The organism is Bacillus sp. CCB-MMP212, from assembly GCF_022748145.1.
GTDB classification, from domain to species: domain Bacteria; phylum Bacillota; class Bacilli; order Bacillales; family Bacillaceae_G; genus Bacillus_A; species Bacillus_A cereus.
The window spans coordinates 23,050-48,337 of the sequence record NZ_JALDQE010000015.1 but is presented as its reverse complement, the minus strand read 5'-3'; the positions used below and the strand labels follow the sequence as shown (position 1 = coordinate 48,337).

Here is a 25,288-nt window from a genome sequence, read left to right as displayed (position 1 = left end):
GGGGGAATAACCATGAAAATTATGATTATAGAAGACGAAAAAACGATTAGAGATATGTTAGGAGAGACAATAGAAAAATGGGGATTTACTACAGTAAAAGTTGAAGATTTCGACCAAGTATTATCAATTTTTCTTAAAAATAGCCCTCACCTTGTACTAATGGATATTAATTTACCATCATTTGATGGATTTTACTGGTGTAATAAAATTAGAGAAACTTCAAAAGCACCGATTATTTTTCTTTCATCTCGTAATACACCAATGGATATGGTAATGGCGATGAATATGGGCGGTGATGATTTTATTAATAAACCGTTCCACACAGATGTGTTAATGGCAAAGGTTAATGCGCTCCTTCGTAGGACATATACGTATATAGAAGACATAGAAGTGCAAGTTATTGAGCATGATGGAATTGTGCTGAACCTTTAATCCTACAATCTGTCTTATGGGAATGAAACGATTACAATAACAAAAAATGAATTTATTATTTTAAAGCTTCTCATGCAAAATAAAGGAACAGTTGTAAGCCGAACAAAGATAATGCGCAGTCTTTGGGCTGATGAAAGATTCGTGGACGAAAACACCTTAACCGTTAACATTACACGGATACGCAAGAAAATTACTGACCTCGGTAAGAAAGGCTTTATTACTACTAAGAAAGGATACGGGTATATCATTTTATGAGCTTTTTTCAATATTTAAAAGATAAACGATTCTTTTTCATACTGTACTTCATATTAATGTTGTTTGTTTCATTAATTATGGTTATAAATGATAGTCGGAATCTTGTGATTAAAAATCTGTTCTATACTCACGTTATTTGTTTCCTTTCCGTAAGTCTGTATATTACTATTGGATATTATTATTGGAGATCTTTTTACCTGGAGCTAAATAATCTAATAGAGAATCGACAGGAAGACTTTCCTATAGAATTGATTGAACCACAAAATTATCAACAAGCTTTATATGTCAAAATGATAAAAATAGTACAGGATAATCATTCTAAGCAACTTCAAAAGTTGATTCACGAGAAAGTGGATCACCAAGATTTTATTATGTCCTGGGTTCACGAGGTAAAGCTTCCAATTTCCGCAAGTAATTTACTCATCGAGAACAGTACGGGAAAAACAGTAGATTTTCTTATAGATAAGTTTGAAGATGAGTTGAACAAAATTGATAATTATGTGGAACAGGCTCTTTACTATTCACGGATTGACTCGTTTTCTAAAGACTATTTCATTACAGACGTACAGTTGAATCCAATCATTAAACAAAGTGTAAAAAAATATGCCAAAATCTTTATCACGAAACGAATTCACTTTCATATGGCGGAAGTGCAGAAATTCGTTCAAAGTGATAGTAAATGGCTTGCATTTATCATCGACCAAATTACTGCAAATGCTTTAAAGTATGTAAATGAAGGTGGAGAGATTTTTTTCCGTTTTGAGGAGGATCATGAAGAAAAACGCTTGCTTATTCAAGATACAGGCATTGGGATAAAGCAAGAAGACATACATCGTGTGTTCGAAAGAGGATTCACCGGTTCTAATGGAAGAACACATACAAAATCTACTGGGATGGGACTATATCTTGTAAAACAAATGGTTTTGAAATTGGGACATGATATTTCTATTCAATCACAAGAAGGAAAATATACAAGGGTTACCATCCATTTCCCAAAAATAAGAAATTACTATCATTTCCTGTGAAGAGTAGAGCAGGAATACTGTTAGTATACTTTTAAAAATTATTAAAGTATTTCTATGTGTATAAAGAGTTACCCCATAGAGAAAGACATCCAAAAGTTATCAATGGTTCTAATTCGCCTTTTTAATCACCTACAGCAAAACGGGCGAAAATCTCATCGATATGAGAAAAAAATTGTCTTTAATATATTAGGTGCCGTTTCCGCTTGTACCATGTCTGATAATCGAGCGGAAATTTAATTAATGTGTAATTAGTTTTAACATATACTAATTACACATTAATTAATAAGGAAACAAAGAATAATTCCCTTCTATTAAACCGGAAAAACTTCAATTTTTGTTGGCTGTGAAAACCTACGTTCTAATTCTCTTTTAATCATATTAACAGCAAAAACCTCTGAGGAGGCATAAACTCTAGTTACCTTTTTTATAGCAGTATTACCCGTGACTAAAATATAACTTACCGAATACGATGAAATCATATATTCACCCTTTCAATGTAACATGTTGTTATAATATATGATCCTTATCTTAACTCTATGAAAGAAATGTAAATTAATATAAAATTTCCTTTTTAATTCATAGCATATACTTAACTAAATATTAATGAAAAAAGGCCTCTTTTCTCGTTGAAAAGAGGCCTTTTACCGTATCATATTAAGGTTTTTCGGGTACTAGTAATAGTAAGCAATGTACTGGGATACAATTTATTTACTATGCAATTAAGTATAGCATGTATATATCATAAAAGGCTGTGTCAAATTTACGAATAAATATAGTATCAAAATACTTATAGCTAACCAAGTTCTGAAGTTAAACTATTTTCATACTTCTGCAGTTGACTAAAATTTAAATGAAACTTTAAATTGAAATTAATTATCCATTGTTCTTATCTCTTCGGGAGTATCTTTGTATTTTTTATTTTCTTTCAACAATCTATAAAAATCACTTTTTAATATATTTTTTTCGCGTTCTAGTTTCTTTTGATGGTTAGTTAATTCATTTATACGCTTCGCACTTTCTTGTATATTTAAATACATGCTCATAATCAACCTCCCAATAAATTATGCTTAAATATATGAGGTTTTTATACAAAAAATACGGGGGAATTTTTCTATAAAGAGAGCTTTTCTTTGGTAGTCATTATAACCTTGCTATCTGGAGTTTATGTGGAAACATAAAAACTTCATAGGAAGATCATCTTTACTTCATATCAGCTTCAGGAGCATGCGATGATTTATGTGCATAATAACACTAAAAAGAAAGAGGTAATCCAGATGTCACTTGAAACAAACATTATTCTTTCTTTATTAGATATACAACTATGAATTGCTTATTATCGGGATAATAGTCGCATACAAGTAAAATAAATTCAGCATCATACTCAAATAAGTACGCAAGTGTAAATAAAGAAAATTAGACATTTATACATATTTTGTATATAAATTAACCAGTTCCTTATATGTTAAGGAACTGGTTGTTGACTTATTAGAAAAAGTTATATTTTATTAATTAGTTCTTGGATCTTTAGTTTTCGTTATTGGAAGTTAAAAGTGCCTATGTTTTAAAGTTCTGTGAAGAGTTTTTTCCATTTTCGTGCTATTTCACTATCTGTATTTATACCCTTAGAATCTATGAAGGTTTCGCATTGCCAGATCTCAGCCCCAATTAAATGCAAACCAGTAAACTTTTCAATAAACTCAATAAAATTATCTGCTACATAAGTGACTGAATCTTCTTCATGATCCCAGTAAACAACAGCTGCATCTTCGTTATTAGAATTCAAATCTAAAGCAAGATAATCACCGTTGGGGACGGTATAGAATGCTAATTTTTGTCGTAAGTTTTCACCATAATTATCTCCTACATCCTTTAAGCTATCTGCCACTTCTGCTAAGTCCTCAATCGAATCTAAATTCCAACATAATTCACCTGCAAAGATATCATCAAATTCGGCTGGTATAGAAAGTTCATCTGGAAAGGACCATCTAAGCTCTACTTGCTTTGAAAATTTCACTAAAACTTCTTTGAAGCTAATAGAAAGAGGATAACCTAATTGTTGTTCTGTTAATTTAATTTCTTCTTCTGTTGCTGATTTTTCAACAACGAAAGATTCAATATCCCCTTTATTTTTTCTATTTGATGAAACGTTTCGTTCCAGTTATTAATCCAATTTCGACTGTTCAACATATCCAGTCTTCTCTTTTTATGTATTTATAAGATTAGATTATCATGGTAAAGCTTATTTGTATTAAAGTTTTTTTATGAATACTCTATTCATTTCTAGTTCACATAACGTCTCATTATCGGTAGCAAGGAAAAAGGAGAAACCCTACTCTTACAAGGGAACCTCCTTTTTTTGTTCTATCAATCTATGCAATTTTCAATACCTTCCAATTATAGTACGGTTTTAGGTTTCTGGTTTGTTACTAGCGGTACCCATTAAATAGCAAGTGTAGAGATTGCTTGTTTGTAGATTAAATGTTGTTTACCATGAACCATCATTAGGACGGTAAATTTATCTCTTGCAAGAATCTTCCCACGTACTGGAACGCCATTCTTTAAAATTACTGTAACTCCCCCTCTTTTCTCTTTCAATTGTTCATACATATCTTCTTGTAAATTAAACATGAAATGCGTACCCCTTGTTTCTTTGTATTTACTTTTCTTCTAATACCTGCTGCTTTTCACTGTTGGATATTTGTGATTCCCATTCACTCTCTATTTTTCTAAACCATTTTCCTATTTTGCTTAGATAATATCTTTTTATTTCACCATTAGGAATCCAAATTTCACGTTCCTGTATTTGATTCATCACTTCATGAAGAATCTCATCATGTTCATACTTTCTAGGTTTTCTATAATGTGTTTTTACAAACTGTGTATATTCTCTACGTAACCAATTAGAAATATGTTGTCTTTGTCTTTGCTTGAGATGTGACCATTTTTTATTTGTTTGAAGTGTTTTTCCATTTACTTTTATGTGGTTTTTCATCGACACTCATCCCCTTTTACTAGCAAAACGAATATATCACTATCGTATCACATTTAATTCGAAATACTGCTCTATATACATATTTCGCAAGAAATCTATCCAAAATATATACAATATATTCTCCATTTAGGTGATTAAGTCTACACAAGATTAAATTATGTGAAATTATTATTTTAACTATAAAAAAAGCCCCTTGAAAGGAGCACTTATTTTACAAGGTACTGTTCTATTTCTTTTATTAATAGCTCTGCACCTTCTGGACTTAATGAGATTTTACCCTTTGCTAATGCTATGTTACAATTTGACACTTCTCCTGTTAATGCACAACCATGACCAGGCTGATACTTCTGTAAAATGATGTCTTCCCCTTCTACAAAAATTTCTAATGGTGATTTTTCTTTAATCCCAAGCGTATTTCTAAGTTCCTTTGGAAGTACTACACGTCCTAATTCATCTACTTTTCTAGTCATTCCGGTTGCTTTCATCTATTATCTTTCCCCATTTCATTATTAATTTGTACCCAAGTTATTCTTTACTATTGTAACAGGATTTCTCCATATATGAGAAACATAATAATCCCAAAACTAACAATCATAAACAGAAATTCTTTAAATCTTTGCTGAAAGGAAATACGTCCTTCTTCCTCTTTTCGCAATACTGCGTAAAATAACTATTCTTTTATGGATTAAGGCATGAATTTCCTGTCAAGGAGTTACTTCAACTCGTTAATATTACTCGTATATCCACATAAAACATATGTGCATAATTAGACAATCATTATTAAAACCCTTTCACATTCGAAATTTATTTTAATTAAATACATGTACATAAATAAACGCTGTGCATAATCACTATACATTATGCACAGTAACTATCCCGTATCCTTCCCAATGTTTCATTCGCATAATTTTTGTTCTAAAACATAAAAAAGAGTATTTCACACAATAAAAGATTAGATATATTTAGGATCATTATTATTTTTTAAAATTTAATTATCATTTATCGTTTATTGATGCCCTTTTTGAGGCGACATCAGCTGTGTTTGTAACAGGACTTGCAGTAGTTGATACAGGGAGTACATTTACTGTATTTGGACAAATTGTTTTACTTATCCTTATCCAGCTTAGTGGTTGGGTGTTTATGACAAGTGGAATTTTGATGTTTCTTATTTTAGGGAGAAAAATTGGGATAAAGAAGAGACTGTTACTTCCGGAGTCCATTAATTCTTTGTCTTTGCAAGGGATTATAAGATTAGTACAGCAAATTATTTTGATTAAACTTGTGATTGAATTAGTTGGAGCAATTGTTTTAGCGATTCGCTGGTCATATGAAATGCCTTGGCCAAAAGCAATATATTATGGGTTATTCAATACGATTTCAGCATTTAATAATGCAGGGTTTGGATTAGAATCAGACAGTTTAAGTAAGTCGGTAGGAGATCCTGTAGTCAATATAATAATTACGTTCCTATTTATAAGTGGTGGAATTGGTTTTATTGTAATTTTAGATGTGATTAAGAAAAGGATATTCATATATTTCTCACTGCATACCAAACTAGTTTTAGTAGCCACACTGTTTCTTAACATCATAAGTTCCATTATTATTTTATTTTTAGAATACAATAACCCTGCAACATTAGGCAAATGACCATGAGTTCTCAAGTCTATATAATTGCATTAATGTTTATCGGGGCATCCTCTGGATCAACTGGTGGTGGCATTAAAGTAACAACAGCATTCCTGCTTTTATTATCCATTACAGCAATCATAAGAAATAGAGAGGATATTCATATATTTAAAAGAAGAATTCAAAAAAATTTAGTGAATCGAGCAATCGCCATTGCTACGACAGCTATTATGTTTATCATATTTTTCTTATTAACAATTACTTAAAAAAGTGCAGAATTCTTACAAATTTAATTCGAAACAGTTTCTGCATTTGGTACGGTTGAACTAAGTGCAGGGTTAACAGGTGATCTTACTCCTGTAGGACGTATTTTAATTACATTGATGATGTTTATTGGTCGATTAGGACCATTAACGATGGCATTAGCGCTTGCTATGGCTAAAAATGAGCATAATAAAATTCGTTATGCGGAAGAGAAAATCCTAATTGGTTAAATCAAAATCATTTCCGTACTCCAGATAAACAAAGCAAAGAGGTAGTTTAAGTAGTTATTTAGCTATTTGAACTACCTCTTGTTATAAATTTGTGAGTGGCTCTTAAAAGAAGGAACCGTTGCCGTACCCCACGTACAGTTGAAGATGGAGTTTGTTCAGTAAAAATAAAAAGGAATAATTTGTATACCTCAATTATGGGAAGGGATGCGGCCTCCAATCACGTCATTGGAATTATGTTTTCATTTGAAAGCTTAGACTGCTTTAAAATTAGGAGAAACTGCTTTAAGGCAAGAAGAAGTATACCCTTTTATATTCCTTTTACAACAACAAGGAATAATTGTTAATTCTCTCCATAATCATTGGCTTTTTATGAATCCATTACTTATGTTTGTACATTTTAGTTCAATTGCCCCCCTGTCATTTGCAAAAAAAGTATCTTATACTTTTCAACAAGTTATAAAATGAAGAAAATATAGCCCTTTAAAGATAGAAATTTGTTATTTTATATATAATCTTTTTTAGGTATTATTGTGGAGAAATACATGTAATTAGATAAAGAAGTACGATGATATATAATATTAGAAACCAAATACTTATACTTAAACATTATGAATAACCTTTTCCTCTAAAATACTCTACACGCTTATCTACCCGTCTTTTCTTTTTATATTCTGTAGTCATAAGCAATGCGCCCAACACTAACAAACTATTACTTATAATAATCCAAAACATAGATACATGTTGCGTTGTTAATAAACCGGGAATAATTGCAACACACATATAAAAGATCCGATGAAAGAATACAGCTATACAAACTAATAATATAGTTAATAAAATCAAGAAAAAAGAAATAAATATTTCCCTATTAAAAAAATCCCACTGAGATTCTACATAAAAATAAGCTGTAGCTTGTATTCCACATACTAAAAAACCTAGTATATGACCAAAAACATGAATTTTATATCTATCTTGTCTCCTTCCCAATTTCCAAGCTGAATTTATAAGAGTACCCGTTAAAACTCCAATTAATATAAATAATCCTATGTACCATAATTGCCTACCAATAGAAATATCAACACCATAAAAGCTATAGATCATAAAGGTTATGCACAGTCCTATCATTGTAATAGACAAAAAAATATCATATTTTTTATATAAAAATTTCTTTTGCAAAAACAATGAGCTTATTAACATGCAAATACATGATACTAAAGCAATATAAATAAAAACTTTCAAATCTCTCCCTCCTAAATGGTAAATTTCATTATAATCTTTAACTTAAGTCTTATATTCATTCACATATAACTACCGTACCATAACCAACTAATTCTAATTACAATTTTGTATTACTCATCTTTTATTAAAAAATATGTTATAATAGATACCCATCACTATCTACCTAAAGGGATTGTATCCTTTTAAAAGACTCCTTATATAAGGAGTCTTTTTATGTTTACTTTTTATTTTATAATAAGATTGAAAAGACTACATTTAAAAATACGAGTTCAAGTTGCTGTATTAACTAAATTTCATACCAAAAAAACCAATTCTATTATAGAAGAACTGGTTTTTTTGAGTATAATGAATAGAACTGTATCTAAGCTCTTAAGGAATTTAATCTTATATAACTAATTTACCATGAATAAAAATAAAATTCAAAAATAAATCCGTGTTTTTTTACTTATAGCAACAATAAAATATGAAATTTTGCATATTTTCTAATTAATCACCAGAAATAGGAATGGATGAGTTATAATAATATAAATGAAATTCCCTTTCAGTTTCCGATGAACTATACTTTAGTCTGGTGTTGGTACGAAGTCTTTTAAAAGATTTCGTACTTTTTTTCACTTTAAAATCTTTGAAACAAAAAGATCCATATCTCCCTCTCCTCTATATTATTTAGAGTAAGATTTCAATAAGAACCTTCACAAAATAACGTATATCATAGAAGTTCTTATTATAAATAATTTATATTAATGATAAGGAGAATTAAATGCATAAATTTATAATTATTATATTAAGTCTTTTGTTAGGTTTTGTTACTTTCATGATTCCAGTTATATCAGAATGGATACAAAACTCAGTATTTTGGTTAATAGTAATTATTTTGTTATCTTATTCTTATAAAAACAAAAATAATAATAACCAATCTAAATAAAAATATTAGAAAGATCTCAATAAAACATAGAAGATATGATAAAGAGTGTTAGAGGAAAAGATTTTATAAAAAGTATGAAATTGTTCTTTATAATTGATTAAATATATTAAAAAACCAATTCTGGTGTGAAGAATTGGTTTTTTTGAAACAAGGAAATATTTACTTGTACATAATCATTATATCAAATTAACCATACTATTGTTATAAAATCCTGAAAATCAGGTTTTATTATGGTAAGATTATGGAGTTATATCTTACATAAATTTGTCTACCATTAATAAAAATCTAAAAAATAGACATTTGATCTTTTTTTACAACAGATAAATAGATAAAATTCCCTTTCAGTTTTCTATGAACTGCACTTTAGTCTGTTATTAGTACGAAGTCTTTTAAAAGACTTCGTACTTTTTATAATGAATGGAAGCTTTGAAAGTGGCAGTCTTGCTCCATTCATTAGAACAAACGTAGAAATTGTTAATACAAATAGTCATTCTGGCATCTATAGTGCAAGCTTAATGGGAGGGGAAGCTAATGCTCAGCTTATATAAACAATCCCTATACCTCCTTGAATTTCTTATTTCACTTGCCAAAATAGGGGGAGCTCAAAGTCCACCTATTACTATTAATCTTGCTTACCTTTATGATTCTCTTTTTTTGGAACAAGGCTTAATTATGAGGATTCCATCAAATCATCTTCCAAATGGTAATCCAAGTAATTGGTTAGAGCTTTATCAAATTGTTTCTCCGTCTCCACCTTTAGCAAATAAAGTTATGTTATTTATTTACAAAGAAGGACAAGCTGGGAGTTCCAGGGTACTTATAGACGATGTATCTTTACAATAATGTTACAACTTTATGGAACGGAGCAACAGAAGTTACAGGGGCAACGGGAGACACTAGTTCAAGGATAGCAAACTATTTATATGTTTATGATACAACTAATCAATTAATTTCAGTAGGAAGTGCCGTTATCTTCAATACAACTGGACCTAAAACAGGATCAGCATTGACACATGTAGCAGGTACTGAAAATATTATAATTAATATAGCCGGAACATATGTAGCTGAATTTAATTTAACAGCAGTACAGGCAAATCAATTTTCTTTTGCACTAAATGGTACACCAATTCTAGGGGGACGATATGGTACATCTATAAACCGTATTCAAACCACAGGTAATGTTGCTTTCACAGTTACAACTGTCCCATCTACACTAACTTTGGTTAACAATACCTCTACAACAGGAACTGTAACCCTTTTAAATAATGGAGAAGGAGCTTTAACTGCAGTGTCTGCTAGTATAAGCATTTTTCAGATAGGATAAACAATCCATTTTTTATTAGGAGCATATTAGCAATCCCTTCTTTTTAGAATCACTTATAAAAATAAATTCAATTCAGAATATTATTTGATTTATTTTTATTTAGGGATCCCGCCGATCCAGTGACATAAAAACCATTCTAAGACATTTTGGGGATTTTAATCCTTGATTTTCATAAGCTAAGGTTTTTCTATGCTATAAAAAAGATGAAAATTTTGGATTCTTTTATATCAAAAATGTTCATTTTTGTTACGTGAGAGAGTTACAAAAAAAGACAGCATATATATTAGATAAGTGTAATATATATGCTGTCTTTTTAAAAATATGAGTTTATATTAGTATTCAATTCATTAGTTAAATTTATTATTTTTTACACTTCCATAATGATTGGGAGAAGCATTGGACGACGTCCCGTTTCAGTATATAAGAATGGACTTAACACTTCTACAAGTGTTTGTTTGATTTGTGCCCAATTTATCACTCCCTCATTTAGTAAATTAGATATACATTCATATACAATATTCTCTATTTTTTTCATCAGTTCTTCTGAACCTCGCATATATACAAACCCTCTTGTAACAATTGCGGGAGAAGAGACTAATTGCTTTTGTTTACTATCTAAATTCAGACTTATAATGATAATACCTTCTTCAGATAGTATCCTACGATCACGTAATACAATATTTCCAATATCACCTATACCGCTTCCATCAACATATATAGCTTGAGAAGGAATCGTTCTACTACTGATTCTTGCTTCTCTTTTCGAAATTTCTAATATTTCTCCATTATCCATAACAAAACAGTTTTCTAAGGGAACACCACATTCACCAGCTAATTCCACATGCTTTTTTAACATACGATATTCTCCATGAATGGGCATGAAGTATTTCGGTTTTAAAAGTGAGAGCATTAATTTTTGTTCTTCCTGTGCACCATGACCAGATGTATGAATATCACTTATTTTGTGATGGATTACATTTGCACCTACTCGGTATAATTGATTAACAATCCTGTTAACACTTAATACATTTCCAGGAATCGGAGAGGAAGAGAGCACAACAGTATCTCCAGGGATAATTTGAATGTAGCGATGATTTCCATTTCCGATTCGAGATAAAGCTGCCATTGGTTCCCCTTGACTACCTGTACATATAACGGTTATTTGATGACTTGGAATATGATTTATTTCATTTATTCCAACAAATGTTCCCTCCGGAGCTTGGATATACCCTAAGTCTTTTCCTATTTGAATTGTTTTTTCCATACTTCTTCCTACAACTACAATTTTACGATTATATAAAATAGAAGCTTCTACAACTTGTTGTAATCTGTGAACATTAGATGCAAAAGTTGCAAATAAGATACGTCCTTGTGCTTCTGAAAAAATCTCATTTATGGATTGCCCAACCTTTTTCTCTGACATCGAGAAACCAGGAACCTCACTATTTGTACTGTCGGAAAGTAAACACAATACACCTTCCCTGCCAATTTCAGCAATCTTGTGTAGGTTTGCCTCTGTACCAACAGGTGTAAAATCAATTTTAAAATCACCAGTATGTACAATATTTCCGTTTGGAGTCGTTACTACTACGCCAAACGCGTCAGGAATACTATGTGTAGTTCTGTAGAACCGAACTTTCGTGTGTTGAAAGTAAATCTCTGTTTCATCTAGAATATTTTTTATTTCAACATGACGAATATTATGTTCCTCTAACTTGTTTTTAATGAGTGCTGCGGCTAATTTCCCAGCATATATTGGTACTTGTATGCACTTAAATAAAAAAGGAACTCCACCAATATGATCTTCATGTCCATGTGTAATGAACAGACCTTTTATCTTATCTTTATTTCTTTCTAAATATGTATAATCGGGTATAACATAGTCAATCCCCAATAATTCTGTTTCAGGAAATTTAAACCCAGAATCAATAATAAGAATCTCATTGTTGTATTCAACAACATACATGTTTTTTCCGATCTCTCCAAGTCCCCCTAAAGCAAAAACCTTTGTTTTTCCAACTTCTAATTTCTCCATGTTCCAACTCCTTTATATCTAATTATAAAAATTCCTGATTTAAAAAGAACAGTCTTTAAAATCAGGAATAGTATGAACTTTATATGTTATTTCACAATAAGTACGGGGCACTGTACCCTTTTTGCAACTTTATGGCTTACACTTCCTAGTACCATTTCTTGTAAAGCATTAAGTCCTCGACTACCTAACACGACTAAATCAAAAATTTCTCTATTCGCATAATCTACAATTGTTGGTCCAGGTTCTCCATGTAAGATTTCATAAGATACACCATTCGATACCAATTTCTCTTCAATGGGTAAGAGTCTCTTACGTCGTGACAAATCTAATTCTTCTTTTCCTTGTGCATGAAGAACTTCGTTCTTTGCTTTTGAAGAATCAACCACAAATACAATTTCAACTTTACAATCATTTATTAAAGAAGCGATTTTGACTACCTCTTGTGTTGCACGTAGAGAATGTTCAGAGCCATCAACAGCTAATAGTATTTTTTTATACATGATTTTCACTCCTAATACTAGATTAATGAGATGAAGCTTTTCTATTTGGATTATTATATACAGCTAATTTTTCTACGAGTTTTTTACTAGAAGAATTTAAATTCTGTATAGTAACGATATTGCTGTTTTCACGATATTTAATAACTACCTTATCGATAGCCCCGACTGCTGAATCATCCCAAACATGGGTATTTGAGAAGTCAATAATAATACTCCTGTTTTTAACATTGAAATCAAATGCCTCTACAAAGCTTTCTACTGATGCAAAGAATAATTGACCTTCTACATCAAATGTTATAAAGGAGTCAATTTGTCGTGTAACTACTTGTATCTTTGAAATTTTAGCAACAAAGAATATTGCACTTAATAAAACGCCAGCAATTACACCTTTTGATAAATCATGCGTTGCAACCACGATAATAACTGTTACTAACATAACTGCTGCATCACTTTTTGGCGCTTTTACTAAATAAGAAAAAGAAGACCAATCAAATGTACCAATGGAAACCATAATCATAATACCTACTAGAACAGGCATTGGGATTTGGACAACTAAATCTCCTAATACAATAATAAGAAACATTAAAAACAATCCTGCAATTAGCGTAGATAATCTACCACGTCCACCTGATTTTACATTGATTACAGACTGCCCAATCATTGCACAACCTGCCATACCGCCAAAGAAACCATTGATAATATTGGCGATTCCTTGTCCTCTTGATTCTTGATTCTTATTGCTATCAGTTCCTGTCATATCATCTACGATGGATGCTGTTAATAAAGATTCTAATAGCCCTACAATTGCTAAAGCGATTGAATATGGGAAAATAATTTGTAGCGTATCAAACGTAAATGGAACGTCTGGAATAAAGAATGATGGTAATGTTCTTGTAATTGCTCCTAAGTCACCGACTGTTCGTAAGTCTAGGTGCATAAAAATCGCTACAGCTGTCAATAATACGATAGCTATTAATGGAGCTGGAATGGATTTAATGAATCTAGGTACGATATAAACAATTGCTAATGTAATTGCAACAAATACATATGTTAGATTGGAAATGCCGATAAAGTGTGGTACTTGAGCCATAAAAATTAAAATTGCTAACGCATTAACAAAACCAATCATGACCGCACGCGGAATAAATTTCATTAATCTTGCTACTTTACATACACCAAAAATAATTTGTATAACACCTGTCAAAATTGTGGCCGCTAATAAATAATTTAGCCCATGTTCTTTAACTAAAGGAACCATAAGTAATGCCATTGCACCAGTTGCCGCTGAAATCATTCCAGGACGTCCACCTACAAAGGCAATACTTACTGCAATACAAAAAGATGCATATAACCCTACCATTGGATCTACACCTGCAATAATGGAAAATGCAATCGCCTCCGGGATTAATGCTAGTGCAACTACAATCCCCGCAAGGATATCTGCTCTAACATTAGAAAACCATTCTATTTTTAATTTTTCTACCACTGTTTTATACACCTCATATCATATATTTTGTGGCTTTTAAGTCTCATAAAAGCCGTGTTCACGATTTAATAAAAACAGTCTAACATTTATCATCCCAAAAAGGAACCTTTTTGAAACTAATTTTCCGACGCCAAGTTATGGTATGATAAAAGAAACATCTTAACTGTTAGGAGAGCATGTATGTTAATCGGATATATGAGACCATATCAAGATGATCTAAAATGCGAGGAACAAATAAAAAACTTAGAAAAAGTAAATTGCAAAAAAATCATTTCAGAGGAACATTCATCAGCAAAAAAAAGAACACAACTTAAAAGTATGGTAAGCAATCTAAATCCAGGTGATAAGATAATCGTTACAAAACTTTTTACATTGGCTGATTCAACACGCCATCTAGTAGAGTTAATAGAACTGATTGATTTGAAAAACGCTTATTTTCAATCTCTTGATGAGGGAATTGATACGAGTAATTCAGCTGGATATCGATTTGGTGATATTGTAAAGCACCTGGTTAATTTTCAAAGTGATGTGATAAGCGAGAAGACAAAAAAGGGGTTATATGAGGCGAAGCAAAAAGGAGTCACTCCCGGCCGACCAAGAAAGCCTGATGAAAATGTAAAACATGCGATTGTTATGTATCAAAGTGGAGAATATAGTCTTGCTCAAATAAAAGATGAAACAGGAATTAGCAAATCCACGTTATACAGATATTTAGAAAATTAAACATTAATTATATTTGGCATTGAACCTAATTAAATCTAAAAAATTATGTAGGAATGTAGATACTCACTATGAAAATCAGGAGTATTTAAAGTATTCTAAGAAGAAAAATCGAGTGAAAAGTTACGTTAAATACTTGATATCTTAACTAAGTAAACAATGTATTTAACGTATTCAAAGTAGTGATGTCTTTGCAATGAGAAGGTATTGAATAACCTTGCTTGGATAAACCGTACCTCTTGAGAGTGCTTTAAGGTGTATTAGTTGCCTTGAGGGCAACTAATGGTTGTAGAATTCGATACTGCGAGGATTGTTGTCAAGTACGTTGTTTACATGTATTCAATGTAAAACCCTTATTAAATCAAAATTTATTACTCTTAAGTATAGATAATACACGTATCTCGGCTGAACCCCAGATACAGCAATAGACATATAAAAACGCTATCCTTTCCTATGCTTCTGCAGAAAGAATAGCGTTTTTTAACTTTAAAGTAGATTTCGTTTTGTTAGCTTGATAGCAATGTATCACTACCTCATTTAAACAAACTTTCCTTTTCCACACTGAACGCACACCTTTTAGGATCATACTATCCGTATTTCCAAGTTTAGAAGATCACTTGCAAAATTCTGTTTTTTTAACCAGAACCCAATCATAAGGGGACTGGAAAAAAATTCATTTGAAGAAAGTATAAAAAAACAATTTAATTTTATATACTTTCACATAACTGAATTTTCCCACTATCCATCTTGTAAACCTTATCACATAACACTTGAATATCTTCTGAATTATGGCTTGATAATAATATTGTAACACCTTGATTCTTTTGTTTTTTTAATAAATTACGAATCTCATGTATACCTTGTTCATCTAAGCCATTCATCGGTTCATCTAATATCAATAATTTAGGTTTCTCCATAATGGCCTGCGCAATTCCTAATCTTTGTTTCATTCCCAAAGAATACTTCTTCACAGGTTTAGAATCGTTAGGATCTAAACCTACTAAATGTATATATTCTTTAATCTCTGCATCTGATAACTTATTATTAATTGATGCTAATAATTTTAAATTTTTAAATCCTGAATAACTTGGTAAAAATCCTGGTATATCTAACAATAAACCAAGATTTTTAGGAAATTTTCCTTTTCCAATACTTTCTCCAAATACAATTAACTGTCCTTTATTTGGAGAAAGTAAGCCACTAATTGTTTTAAAAAGAATACTTTTACCTGATCCGTTTCTTCCAACGACACCATATATTTTCCCTTCCTCAAGTTCTAAATTAATATTATTTAAAATATATTCATTATTGAATTTTTTATACAGCTCTTTGATAATAACAACATTGTTCATATTTATCCATCTCCTCCTTGACTTATTAAAATTTTTTCGAGGCGCTTCGTATAGACTGCTGTAATTATTATTAAGGTTACATTAATAGCAATAAATAGGTAAATATAAGACCATTGTAGAGTAAAGTTCCGAGCATCATGCATTGTTAAAAATCCGTGGGTAAAAGGAAGCCAATTTTTCAGATATGGATAAGTACTACCTATTGTAATTGACAAATACACTCCCATCATGTTTACTGCAAATGCAGCTGTAGGATTTTTTAAGAACAAGGATATACAGAAATTAACTAACACAATAAAAAAAGTACCTAATACTAGCAATAAAAATTGATGAATTAACAGGGATAATGAATTATATTTATTTAGTAGTATTAACAATGATGTACCTTCAAAGCTGGTATGTGATCCATGAAAAAAATTGAGTAGTATACTTTGTTCAACAAACCCAATTGTGTAGTATATAAAAATTAGAACAAAGCTAGAAATTATTAAACTGGATATCCAGATAGGAAAACTCCTTATCCTTGATAGTTTGTATATGATATGTTCTTTAAGTTCTTTATTTAGTAAAAAACCAATTAAAATAATAATAGGAACCTGATGAAACAACCAGGTCAAAAATCCTACTCTTATATTTTTGGGTCCATAAAAAAATAAAATAAGATGATTTATGGAAGACGTCTCTTTATCATATCCATAAAAATTAATGGACAAATAAAAATGCAGAGCAAAAATTAAACATATTCCCAACAGAAATTTAAATGAAAAGAAACTTATTACGATGCTTTTTATAATTTTTACAACCCTCATCTGTTTCTCCAATCAAAATCAATTCTATTGACCCTTAATTTACCAATTAATACTACAATTATAATTAATACTATCCAGTATGAATAAGAAAAGTACAAATAACTAGATAGCCCATTTGTTTTGAATATAGAGTTTAATGGTAACGCATTATAAAAAGCAGTAAACTTGTACAAAACAGAAAGTCTACTAAGATAAATAACAATACCAATAGTGTTATACCCTAAAGCAATTACTAGACTTATGATAGGATTTCTAAAATAGAGACTACTAATAAAAATAATTACCCCCAATGTAAACAAGTATAAAAATACTAAAGTTATATTGTGTACTATGAGAGTTAACGGAGATAACTTATTTAATACATCTTCTCCATAAGCCTGTACAGAATAAGCACTCCAGCCAGCATCAAATTTTAGCGTTGTGATTGCTTGAAGAATATATACACATAACAGGCTTACGACATATATAAAAGCCATAATTAAAATTGTAAACAGAGTTTGACAATACCACTGTAATCGATGTTTTAATCTTATTAAAACATAGTTTGAAAAAGCAGAAGAAGCTATGTAATAGTAAATAACTACTGTAAATAAATTACCTAAGATGTATGATAAAAGAAAAAAATCATTAAAATTAAATATTATCCAGTCATAAAATGTTTTATCAAGAGGATTATCAATAAATTTTAAAAACTGTATCAAACTGATTAAAATGTTAATAAACACAAAAAAATATACATATCTTTTGTGAAATGAAATTTTAATTAATCTTAATGAAAGAAATGGGTTAAACATGATCTTCCCCTTTCTTTAAAGCTCCAAACAGAAAAAGACCTATACCTATAAGGAAGATAATAATATAGGAAATCAAAACGGTAGATAGCTGTAAATCATTGTAATAATCCCAATCAAATAATATACCCAAATGGAAGAATTTATTAACTTGTACAAGAATTGTTCCAGAGAAAAGATAACATAAAAAAGGGGTCAGTACAGCTAAATATTTATTTTTAATAAAAGTGGAAATCCCCAAACCTAAAGTTGAAAATACAATACCGCAAATGAATGTATTTAATATTAGAATAGCTGTATACACAATTGGAGATTTATCATGAATCTCTTTAAAAATTACCGTTTCATGTGAAAATACCCCATTTACATTTGGACCATATACTATTAATAAAGTGAAAAAAAGTATTAAAAAACTAACTGAAAGAACAGCACCACTTACTATACCATTTACAAACAATCGAATAAAACAGTATTTTACTCGTCCTATTCGAATATGAATGTAGTGTGCAACTCCAGATTGCAAATCTATCACATAAGATGCAGCAAAAGGTAGAGAAACAATGATTGGAAAAACCAAACTGATTATACTCATTGTTCCAGAAGAATGTGCAGCCAATAAAGCATTTAAAAAGTTGTTATCAGGATCTATAAAGTATAAATATTGCCAACATCCAGCAAATATACAAAGTATAGCTAAAATAAAGCTTAATAACGTACTTTTAGATAAAAAGGCTCGTTTTAATTCTTCTTTTAAATACATAGTTTCCTTCATATTTTACTCCTTTATTTTCAGTAATTATTAAAATAGGAAGATGTCTTCAAAAAATTGAAGACATCTTTTGGTTATAATCTATCAGGGCTCCAATATCCATTAGTCTTAGTTGAAGTCCAATTATTTATTGCGGTTGAGATGTTTAAGTGACAGCCTTCTCCGTTCGAATTGCTGGCATTATAATATTTCATATATTTCTTTCCACCAGAACTATATGAAACTTCACTAGTTAAATTTTTTCTATAAGTATATTCTTCAACCCAACTAACTAGTTTTCGACCTCCTTCAACATAAGAAACTTCATTGGTAGCATTTGAATCGCTAGATTGCTTTGTTGCAAGGTAAGTTTCATAGTCAGTTGTTACGGGTATAGTTGCAGAATATTTATACGATGTCGCAGCATCAGCCAAAGATGAGAAACCTACAATACCAGCACATAAAGTCATACAGCCAATTAATTTTTTCGTATTTCTAATTTTCATAATAATCTCTCCCTTTAAATTATTCTATTCAACTATATCATATATAAAGAAGTTAAATAACCTTTATTTTCAAAAAAAAATAAAATTATCCAATCATTACTTTTTGCTTTCTATTGTAAAGTTCCTTTACATTAAATTGGATGAAGAATTTGTTACTCACTATTATGCAACCATAAGTCATTACTGTAATTCGCTGCACGCCGAAAAACAGGATTTTCTTTCAGTACTTCTTTTTGATTCAGATAGTCATGAAAGTTTTTATTACTTTCAAATTACGTGGCACACAAAACATAACCAAGTTTTTGGAATCCTGTAGATCGATCACCTTTTTCGATGGTGATATTTAATTACATAATGAGTTATATGTTTATAAAAGTCGTTTCTCCTAATTTGTGAAATGTACAAATTGATGCTGGTGCCTTGTCTGTTGTTAGAATCGATGATTCGCGAGATACTTTCACCCTCTTCTCTCTATAAATACATATACAGCATGACAATCCCATTTTTTAAAAGTTGTATATCCAGTGTGTGTCCATCTTTATCAATTCCACAATAGAAGTATCACTATTCCGCTTTCACTTTGGTACAATAAAATGACATAAAGTAAGTTTTAAAAACAAAGATAAATAATAAAAAAAGTTACTCTTTTTATATAACATAATTATGAAAGAGTAACTTTTTTTATTAAAATATTTTTAGTTTAATTCAATCTTTGTATCGTTTTTTATCTTTGTTTCACGGGATATTTTTTAAAAAATTCTTCCCTTTTCTCTTTTTTCATAATCAAATTATTCAAAATATCGTCTTCCCACAGCTTCTTATTTTTAACATACTCGTCTAATGAATGAGGTAATTCTTTAATTAATTCCTCTCTAGAAATTGAAAAAGAGTAATACTTCTCTGATTCTAATTCTAGAGTAACTTTTTGAACGTTTTTAACAAGTATAAAGATTGCTGTGGCATTATATAGAAAGTTATTTTCTATATTATTATCATTTAACCAATACGTATTTAGCTCATCTTTGTTCAAGTTTTCTCTATCCGTTTTTATTCCATATACGACTTTTATTGATTGATCAGATAGTTCGATTTCTTTGTATGTAGAACCACCAGGTAAAGAATTTACAATTGAACTTATAGCAGAATTATTACCCACAAGTGTTTCCTTGTATTTTTGTAGATCCTCAACCTTTGCTTCATTTATTGTTTTTATTTTCTCTTTTTGACTACATCCTGTAGTTAGAACGAAGATACACGAAATAATAGCTAAAGTCCTTTTCATTCTCTGCACCCTTTCTTCCGATACTAACTTTATCGAATAACAAAATCAGTATTTGAGGAAATATCCTCATTTAAAACTTTTTCTAAATGATTTTGCTTCACTTTGAATATACCATTATTTGCAAAAATATAATTTTCATTTTTCATGTTTACAAATCCATAAATCGTATTTAAATGTAATTCTAATATTTTTTCATTTTCATATGTTTGACGATTATATATCTCTAGAAATGATTCATTAGGTGTCCCAGTAATAACATATATTTTTTCCTTATCCACCTCAATAAATTTAGGTGGATACTTCGTAGGAATTTTCGAATTAAATTCTAGGTTAAGTAAATTAACACAATATATAAATTTAACCTCTTTATTTTTCTTACTTTTAACTTTTATATTATCTAATATTTCTCTAGGTAAAATCCATAATTTTCCCTCTTCTATTGTCGCATTAAGGTCATACCCCTGTTCAAGTATCTCTTTCTGTTTTAATGTCTCTCCATTTTCTAATGAATATAGTATTGTCTTATTTGTCCTCATCAATATATAAATCTTATCTGAGTCCTCATCTAATATTAGTCTCTCTGGATCCCCTTCCAACTTCCATGCTTTTAACGGTGTATCTAAATTTTTTAAGTTGAATTTTTTTAAGTACACGCTATTGTCATCTGCATAAACCAAAACATAAAGATACTCCTTATTCAAGATAACTTCATGTACTCTTCCTTCTAACAATCCTAAATTTTGGATATCGGAGGAGTTTTGTAAATATACTTGATATCCATATGGTATCGTCTGTTGTGTAACGACAACTGTTTTATTTTCTTTCTGATTATAATAGGAAGTAGAATAAGGGTCTCTCTCTTGTTTAATCTGAAGAATCTTTGTGAATTTTTCTTGATTAAAATTAAATACTTTAATGACTTGTTTTTGGCTATCTTCTGATAAATATGCTATAGAATTACCAGAATTTTTTTCAATACTTGAGCCTACAGTATTCTTAGTTCCAGTAAAGAAAAAATATGTGAGGATTGCACCCGATAATAGACATGCTAAAACTGGAAATATAATTTTCTTTTTCATGATGCATTCCCTCTGATAATTTCTATTATACTAGTCGAAGAGGCTTTCATTATTGGTCTAAAACTAGAAATAAAGCTTACAAAGATTATTAAGATAAAGCTTATAACGACTTGCTTTATATCCATTGTAACATTGAATTGAAAATTAGAAAGATTGGACTGATTCATAAAATAGCTTATTACCTTTATTAGTATAAAACTTAAGCTTGTTGATAAAACAAAGGAAATTAGTGAAATATACAATACCTCAACAGCAAACAATTTGATTAAGTGATTACGCTCATATCCAACGGCCCTCATAATACCTATTTCCTTATATCTTCCTCTGAGTGATTGACTTATAATTGAGGCAATGCTTATCCCGGAAAATACCAATAACAAAGCAATAACAATTCCTCCTATAGCAATGATAATTTTAGCAACCATAGGAATTGATTGTGATGATTTTAAAGAATAATTTGTATCATATCCCATATCTTCAATTTTTTTAGCTACTTTTGTAATATCTTCAACATCCTTGACAATAACCGTTCCAAATTCATAGGTAAGATTTTTACGATAATCCGCTAAAGAAAGTCCCACAAATTCTGCATTAAGGCTCTCTACATAGTCAATTGTTGCTAATGATATATCTTCTGGAAAACTATTTATATAAAATTGATTATATAATGTTGAAATTTTGGCATCCTTAAGTTTTCTAATTCCCTCTCCTTCTTTTACTTTTATAGTATAGTTAACCTTAACGCTATCTCCTTCTTTAATTTTAGTTGTTAATCCAGAATTAAGAATAATTTCATCCTCTTTAATTACATCTTTCTTTCCAGAGGTAAAAAAATGGACTGCCTTATTATCAACTCCTATTAAATTTGTAGTTATTTTATCTTGATCATGTTCTAATCCTACAAAAGACTGTACTTTAGGGAAGGTCGATGCTACCCCTTCAATTCTTTTTATGTTCTCAAAACTATGAATATCCATAGTTTTGTCTGGTGTTGCTATAACTTCAATAAATTTTAAGCTATCATTTTTAATAACGGTATTGTTCATACTATCGGTTATACTAGTAAAGAACCCTGTTACCATATTAAACACAATAATAGCCAGCGTTATAATAATAATAGGAGATAATGTTTTAAAACCATTCCTAAGAAAGTTATTCTTACCTAACTTAAGGTAATCACTTAATCTCATAATTTAAAATAACCTCCTCTAATACACCTTTTTTCATCACATAATAATGATCAGTATAATCCTTAAAAACGGGATTATGAGTCACTATAACTAATCCTACCCCTGAATTTGTTAGTTTTTTAAATAATTCTATTATTTTAATTTCATTTTCCTCATCGACATTACCCGTCGGTTCATCCGCTAATAATAATTTTGGGTTTGCAGCTAGGGAACGTGCAATAGACACCCTCTGTTTTTCTCCGCCTGATAAAGAGCTAGGCATATGTGTAATACGATGAGATAACCCTACTAATTCTAATAATTCTCTTGCTTTTTTTTCTCTAGATTCTTTACTAATTTCTTTATGAATTAATAATGGGAGAGTCACATTTTCTAAAGCATTAAGGTTAGGGAATAAATTAAAATCCTGAAATACAAACCCAACTGTTTTTGCTCTTAGCTTGGATTTTTCTTTTTCTTTTAGCTTATTAGTTAGTTGCGAATTAAGATAAATTTCTCCTTTTGTAGGTCTATCAAGTAAGCCTAAAAGATTAAGTAATGTACTCTTCCCGGAACCTGATGGCCCCATAATAACGTTCATTTGACCAGGATTTACAGTGAAATTTATATTTTTTAAAATTTGAAGGTTTTCTGTTTTAGTAGAAAAACTTTTTTCAACATCCTTCAATTGGAGTAACGGTTCTTTATACATTATGCTTAGCCTCCGAAAGTATTTGATTAACATTCATTAAAAAATAAGTCGAGTAAACATCAGCAAATTTATGTTGTGTACTTAAAGAATAACCAGACTGTTTAAATAAGCGTGTTATTTTAGAAGCAGTTTTATTTTTATCATATGGAATTTCTAAAATTTCTTGTAACATTGTTTTATAATATATTAAGTAAGCTCCAATCTCCGAATTCTCATCGGCATCTACTACTTCTATAAAATTTTTAGTTTTTATTAGCTTGTCCTGATAAAGTTCTGTACTTGCTATCGTTTCCAGGAATACCAATGTAGAAATTTCTCCATTTTTTCCGAAATAACTTTTTTCCGTTTCAATTATACTATTGAGAATTTCAGGTGTATTATTAGGTAGCATGTTTACAGAAATTTTCTCATCTAAATTAATTAGAGATTTTACATAGAAACTCCAACTCATTACATTATTACGATTAATGGGTAGTTTGATTTTCTGTTTCAACATTTCTATGAGCTCTTTTTTTTGTGAATCATCTGGAGTTGAATCTGCTAATTTATAGAGAGTGACATAACTATATACTTCAAAAGGATCTTGCTTCATAAGTTCCTTCATATTTAGATTTTTAATAGTATTAAGTATTTTCACATCGTGATTACTAGAATTCGCTACTGTAAATTCTTCTGAAATCCTACCTACTAAAGACGGGCTTAGCGGGTTATTGTATGTACTAAAAGTAGGAAGCATTCCATCATCATACATATACGTAGAAAAATCTTTCATTAAAATTTCTTTTTCTTTCTCATTTATGTCGGCATTTAAATTTTTTAGTATATTATTCTTTATATATTCACTTTGTATATCTGATAAACCAAATTGATATTTTTTAATTTTATCTTTAATAGAAGTAGTTATTGAATTATCTAATTGAATATACTTTTTATTATAAAGTTCTACTAGACTATTTAGAGACATAAAATCATGGATTTGATAAGTTTGTTGATTCACAAGACTTTCTACTTCTTTTATATCTATTTCAACATTTGTCTTAGAACCTAAAATTTCATCAATTTTTGTGATAGTGTTAATAACGGTTAGATCTTTCAACGGTATTTGCTTAATCCATAATTTTATTTGGTTGGTATCGATTTTATCCAATTGTTTGTACACATTTGCTAAATATATCATCATATATGTTTGCTGAAGTTTTACCTCAATATATTCAGGTTTATCTTTATAAGGCTTGAATTCCTCTGAAATAAAATATCCATGATCTATATACGTACTATTTAACAAGTCTATAACATGTTTTTCTATTCCTGAAAACTTTGTTTGTTCTGTTTCACCTATGCACAATTCTAACGATTTTTGTGCTCTATATACTCTTTCAATGCCAGTAAAAATAAGATTTTCTGTCTCTGCGGAAAAATCCCCCTTTTCAGTCACCTGTTTTAGGTGTTTACAATAATTTCTCCCAGGTGATTCGCCTAATAGGTATACTGTTTGGTAAGCATAATAAGTTATATACTCATCCTTTGAAGCTTCTACTGCATTAACAGGGTTAAATAATGTCTCATCCCCCCAACTTCTCTTTAATACATTTGCACTTTCCTTTTTCTGCCTTTCTAGTTCTTTAATGAGATTGGTATTTAATTTTAAATGTTCTCCTTTCTCATCCGAATTAACATATATGTATATAGTAAAAGAAGCTACCACCATTAGTAGTACAGGAAGAATAACGCTGAATTTATAACGCATCTTTCTACCTCAATTCGTATATTATAATAGGTAAAGAAAGTGA

24 protein-coding genes and 3 pseudogenes are annotated in these 25,288 nt (G+C 30.1%); 8 read left to right on the top strand and 19 right to left on the bottom strand.

Features of this window, described 5'->3' with window-relative positions; all coding sequences use genetic code 11:
* Positions 1–12 precede the first annotated feature (12 nt).
* The 3 genes and pseudogenes from MRP26_RS27555 to MRP26_RS27545 all read left to right on the top strand — a co-directional run.
* Positions 13–687: pseudogene (locus tag MRP26_RS27555) on the top strand (response regulator transcription factor).
* Complete coding sequence (locus MRP26_RS27550; protein ID WP_242807213.1) at positions 684–1,712, top strand: sensor histidine kinase; 1,029 nt, start codon at positions 684–686, stop codon at positions 1,710–1,712. The pseudogene MRP26_RS27555 and the gene MRP26_RS27550 overlap by 4 nt, the downstream one beginning before the upstream one ends.
* Positions 1,713–1,787: 75 nt before the next feature.
* Positions 1,788–1,949: pseudogene (locus MRP26_RS27545) on the top strand (IS4 family transposase); the annotation flags it as partial.
* 632 nt (positions 1,950–2,581) lie between these two features.
* Here MRP26_RS27545 and MRP26_RS27540 read toward each other — a convergent pair.
* The 6 genes from MRP26_RS27540 to MRP26_RS27520 form a co-directional block, all read right to left on the bottom strand.
* The gene (locus tag MRP26_RS27540) at positions 2,582–2,755 is read right to left on the bottom strand and encodes a hypothetical protein (protein ID WP_242807274.1); all 174 of its coding nucleotides are present in this window, start codon (positions 2,753–2,755) and stop codon (positions 2,582–2,584) included.
* Between the two features lie 518 nt (positions 2,756–3,273).
* Entirely contained in the window at positions 3,274–3,747 is a 474-nt protein-coding gene (locus MRP26_RS27535; protein WP_242807272.1) for an SMI1/KNR4 family protein, read from the bottom strand.
* 29 nt (positions 3,748–3,776) lie between these two features.
* Positions 3,777–3,899: a hypothetical protein gene (locus tag MRP26_RS30860; protein ID WP_276576187.1), complete on the bottom strand. Its 123-nt coding sequence runs from the start codon at positions 3,897–3,899 to the stop codon at positions 3,777–3,779.
* 252 nt (positions 3,900–4,151) lie between these two features.
* Positions 4,152–4,340: an RNA chaperone Hfq gene (hfq, locus tag MRP26_RS27530; protein WP_242807211.1), complete on the bottom strand. Its 189-nt coding sequence runs from the start codon at positions 4,338–4,340 to the stop codon at positions 4,152–4,154.
* Positions 4,341–4,368: 28 nt separating this feature from the next.
* On the bottom strand, positions 4,369–4,704 hold the full coding sequence (locus MRP26_RS27525) for a transposase (protein ID WP_242807209.1): 336 nt from the start codon (positions 4,702–4,704) through the stop codon (positions 4,369–4,371).
* Positions 4,705–4,910: 206 nt separating this feature from the next.
* Positions 4,911–5,189, bottom strand: a complete 279-nt coding sequence (locus MRP26_RS27520; protein WP_242807207.1) for an AbrB/MazE/SpoVT family DNA-binding domain-containing protein — start codon at positions 5,187–5,189, stop codon at positions 4,911–4,913.
* Between the two features lie 508 nt (positions 5,190–5,697).
* Here MRP26_RS27520 and MRP26_RS27515 point away from each other — a divergent pair.
* Together MRP26_RS27515 and MRP26_RS27510 are read left to right on the top strand one after the other, a co-directional pair.
* A pseudogene (locus MRP26_RS27515) lies at positions 5,698–6,824 on the top strand (potassium transporter TrkG); the annotation flags it as partial.
* A gap of 309 nt (positions 6,825–7,133) precedes the next feature.
* Complete coding sequence (locus MRP26_RS27510) at positions 7,134–7,289, top strand: DUF1259 domain-containing protein (protein ID WP_242807270.1); 156 nt, start codon at positions 7,134–7,136, stop codon at positions 7,287–7,289.
* A 141-nt stretch (positions 7,290–7,430) separates the two neighbouring features.
* Here MRP26_RS27510 and MRP26_RS27505 read toward each other — a convergent pair whose 3' ends face one another.
* Positions 7,431–8,060, bottom strand: a complete 630-nt coding sequence (locus tag MRP26_RS27505) for a hypothetical protein (RefSeq protein ID WP_242807205.1) — start codon at positions 8,058–8,060, stop codon at positions 7,431–7,433.
* Between the two features lie 1,456 nt (positions 8,061–9,516).
* Here MRP26_RS27505 and MRP26_RS27500 point away from each other — a divergent pair.
* Together MRP26_RS27500 and MRP26_RS27495 are read left to right on the top strand one after the other, a co-directional pair.
* Entirely contained in the window at positions 9,517–9,828 is a 312-nt protein-coding gene (locus MRP26_RS27500) for an NTTRR-F1 domain (RefSeq protein WP_242807203.1), read from the top strand.
* Positions 9,812–10,309, top strand: coding sequence for a hypothetical protein (locus tag MRP26_RS27495; RefSeq protein ID WP_242807201.1), 498 nt, complete (start codon positions 9,812–9,814; stop codon positions 10,307–10,309). Before MRP26_RS27500 ends, MRP26_RS27495 begins: the two co-directional genes overlap by 17 nt.
* Before the next feature lie 367 nt (positions 10,310–10,676).
* Here MRP26_RS27495 and rnjA read toward each other — a convergent pair whose 3' ends face one another.
* The 3 genes from rnjA to MRP26_RS27480 all read right to left on the bottom strand — a co-directional run bounded on the left by rnjA (position 10,677) and on the right by MRP26_RS27480 (position 14,330).
* Positions 10,677–12,344, bottom strand: coding sequence for a ribonuclease J1 (gene rnjA / locus MRP26_RS27490; protein WP_242807199.1), 1,668 nt, complete (start codon positions 12,342–12,344; stop codon positions 10,677–10,679).
* A gap of 86 nt (positions 12,345–12,430) precedes the next feature.
* Complete coding sequence (locus MRP26_RS27485) at positions 12,431–12,844, bottom strand: universal stress protein (protein WP_242807197.1); 414 nt, start codon at positions 12,842–12,844, stop codon at positions 12,431–12,433.
* Positions 12,845–12,866: 22 nt separating this feature from the next.
* The gene (locus tag MRP26_RS27480) at positions 12,867–14,330 is read right to left on the bottom strand and encodes a SulP family inorganic anion transporter (RefSeq protein ID WP_242807195.1); all 1,464 of its coding nucleotides are present in this window, start codon (positions 14,328–14,330) and stop codon (positions 12,867–12,869) included.
* A 180-nt stretch (positions 14,331–14,510) separates the two neighbouring features.
* Here MRP26_RS27480 and MRP26_RS27475 point away from each other — a divergent pair, with 180 nt between their 5' ends.
* On the top strand, positions 14,511–15,053 hold the full coding sequence (locus MRP26_RS27475) for a recombinase family protein (protein WP_242807193.1): 543 nt from the start codon (positions 14,511–14,513) through the stop codon (positions 15,051–15,053).
* Positions 15,054–15,757: 704 nt separating this feature from the next.
* Here MRP26_RS27475 and MRP26_RS27470 read toward each other — a convergent pair.
* The 9 genes from MRP26_RS27470 to MRP26_RS27430 all read right to left on the bottom strand — a co-directional run bounded on the left by MRP26_RS27470 (position 15,758) and on the right by MRP26_RS27430 (position 25,245).
* Positions 15,758–16,402 carry an ABC transporter ATP-binding protein gene (locus MRP26_RS27470; protein ID WP_242807191.1) on the bottom strand — a complete coding sequence of 215 codons (645 nt, stop codon included), beginning with the start codon at positions 16,400–16,402 and terminating at the stop codon, positions 15,758–15,760.
* A gap of 805 nt (positions 16,403–17,207) precedes the next feature.
* Positions 17,208–18,005 carry a hypothetical protein gene (locus MRP26_RS27465; RefSeq protein ID WP_242807189.1) on the bottom strand — a complete coding sequence of 266 codons (798 nt, stop codon included), beginning with the start codon at positions 18,003–18,005 and terminating at the stop codon, positions 17,208–17,210.
* Positions 17,998–18,774, bottom strand: coding sequence for a hypothetical protein (locus tag MRP26_RS27460; protein ID WP_242807187.1), 777 nt, complete (start codon positions 18,772–18,774; stop codon positions 17,998–18,000). Before MRP26_RS27460 ends, MRP26_RS27465 begins: the two co-directional genes overlap by 8 nt.
* A 71-nt stretch (positions 18,775–18,845) precedes the next feature.
* Positions 18,846–19,256: a hypothetical protein gene (locus MRP26_RS27455; protein ID WP_242807185.1), complete on the bottom strand. Its 411-nt coding sequence runs from the start codon at positions 19,254–19,256 to the stop codon at positions 18,846–18,848.
* A gap of 724 nt (positions 19,257–19,980) precedes the next feature.
* On the bottom strand, positions 19,981–20,538 hold the full coding sequence (locus tag MRP26_RS27450) for a DUF4825 domain-containing protein (protein ID WP_062822260.1): 558 nt from the start codon (positions 20,536–20,538) through the stop codon (positions 19,981–19,983).
* 29 nt (positions 20,539–20,567) lie between these two features.
* Positions 20,568–21,617 carry a YncE family protein gene (locus MRP26_RS27445; protein WP_242807183.1) on the bottom strand — a complete coding sequence of 350 codons (1,050 nt, stop codon included), beginning with the start codon at positions 21,615–21,617 and terminating at the stop codon, positions 20,568–20,570.
* A complete protein-coding gene (locus MRP26_RS27440) occupies positions 21,614–22,807 on the bottom strand; it encodes an ABC transporter permease (RefSeq protein ID WP_242807181.1) in 1,194 nt (397 codons plus the stop codon). The genes MRP26_RS27445 and MRP26_RS27440 overlap by 4 nt, the downstream gene beginning before the upstream one ends.
* Positions 22,794–23,498, bottom strand: coding sequence for an ABC transporter ATP-binding protein (locus MRP26_RS27435; RefSeq protein WP_242807179.1), 705 nt, complete (start codon positions 23,496–23,498; stop codon positions 22,794–22,796). Before MRP26_RS27435 ends, MRP26_RS27440 begins: the two co-directional genes overlap by 14 nt.
* Positions 23,491–25,245, bottom strand: a complete 1,755-nt coding sequence (locus tag MRP26_RS27430) for a hypothetical protein (RefSeq protein ID WP_242807177.1) — start codon at positions 25,243–25,245, stop codon at positions 23,491–23,493. Before MRP26_RS27430 ends, MRP26_RS27435 begins: the two co-directional genes overlap by 8 nt.
* Positions 25,246–25,288 lie beyond the last annotated feature (43 nt).

What these genes read in the sequence shown, in the direction of transcription:
- MRP26_RS27550 (WP_242807213.1), top strand. Translation starts at nt 684, where the DNA reads ATGAGCTTTTTTCAATATTTAAAAGATAAACGATTCTTTTTCATACTG.
- MRP26_RS27540 (WP_242807274.1), bottom strand. Translation starts at nt 2,755, where the DNA reads ATGAGCATGTATTTAAATATACAAGAAAGTGCGAAGCGTATAAATGAA.
- MRP26_RS30860 (WP_276576187.1), bottom strand. Translation starts at nt 3,899, where the DNA reads ATGTTGAACAGTCGAAATTGGATTAATAACTGGAACGAAACGTTTCAT.
- hfq (WP_242807211.1), bottom strand. Translation starts at nt 4,340, where the DNA reads ATGTTTAATTTACAAGAAGATATGTATGAACAATTGAAAGAGAAAAGA.
- MRP26_RS27525 (WP_242807209.1), bottom strand. Translation starts at nt 4,704, where the DNA reads ATGAAAAACCACATAAAAGTAAATGGAAAAACACTTCAAACAAATAAA.
- MRP26_RS27520 (WP_242807207.1), bottom strand. Translation starts at nt 5,189, where the DNA reads ATGAAAGCAACCGGAATGACTAGAAAAGTAGATGAATTAGGACGTGTA.
- MRP26_RS27500 (WP_242807203.1), top strand. Translation starts at nt 9,517, where the DNA reads ATGCTCAGCTTATATAAACAATCCCTATACCTCCTTGAATTTCTTATT.
- MRP26_RS27495 (WP_242807201.1), top strand. Translation starts at nt 9,812, where the DNA reads ATGTATCTTTACAATAATGTTACAACTTTATGGAACGGAGCAACAGAA.
- rnjA (WP_242807199.1), bottom strand. Translation starts at nt 12,344, where the DNA reads ATGGAGAAATTAGAAGTTGGAAAAACAAAGGTTTTTGCTTTAGGGGGA.
- MRP26_RS27485 (WP_242807197.1), bottom strand. Translation starts at nt 12,844, where the DNA reads ATGTATAAAAAAATACTATTAGCTGTTGATGGCTCTGAACATTCTCTA.
- MRP26_RS27475 (WP_242807193.1), top strand. Translation starts at nt 14,511, where the DNA reads ATGTTAATCGGATATATGAGACCATATCAAGATGATCTAAAATGCGAG.
- MRP26_RS27470 (WP_242807191.1), bottom strand. Translation starts at nt 16,402, where the DNA reads ATGAACAATGTTGTTATTATCAAAGAGCTGTATAAAAAATTCAATAAT.
- MRP26_RS27465 (WP_242807189.1), bottom strand. Translation starts at nt 18,005, where the DNA reads ATGTTTAACCCATTTCTTTCATTAAGATTAATTAAAATTTCATTTCAC.
- MRP26_RS27460 (WP_242807187.1), bottom strand. Translation starts at nt 18,774, where the DNA reads ATGAAGGAAACTATGTATTTAAAAGAAGAATTAAAACGAGCCTTTTTA.
- MRP26_RS27455 (WP_242807185.1), bottom strand. Translation starts at nt 19,256, where the DNA reads ATGAAAATTAGAAATACGAAAAAATTAATTGGCTGTATGACTTTATGT.
- MRP26_RS27450 (WP_062822260.1), bottom strand. Translation starts at nt 20,538, where the DNA reads ATGAAAAGGACTTTAGCTATTATTTCGTGTATCTTCGTTCTAACTACA.
- MRP26_RS27445 (WP_242807183.1), bottom strand. Translation starts at nt 21,617, where the DNA reads ATGAAAAAGAAAATTATATTTCCAGTTTTAGCATGTCTATTATCGGGT.
- MRP26_RS27440 (WP_242807181.1), bottom strand. Translation starts at nt 22,807, where the DNA reads ATGAGATTAAGTGATTACCTTAAGTTAGGTAAGAATAACTTTCTTAGG.
- MRP26_RS27435 (WP_242807179.1), bottom strand. Translation starts at nt 23,498, where the DNA reads ATGTATAAAGAACCGTTACTCCAATTGAAGGATGTTGAAAAAAGTTTT.
- MRP26_RS27430 (WP_242807177.1), bottom strand. Translation starts at nt 25,245, where the DNA reads ATGCGTTATAAATTCAGCGTTATTCTTCCTGTACTACTAATGGTGGTA.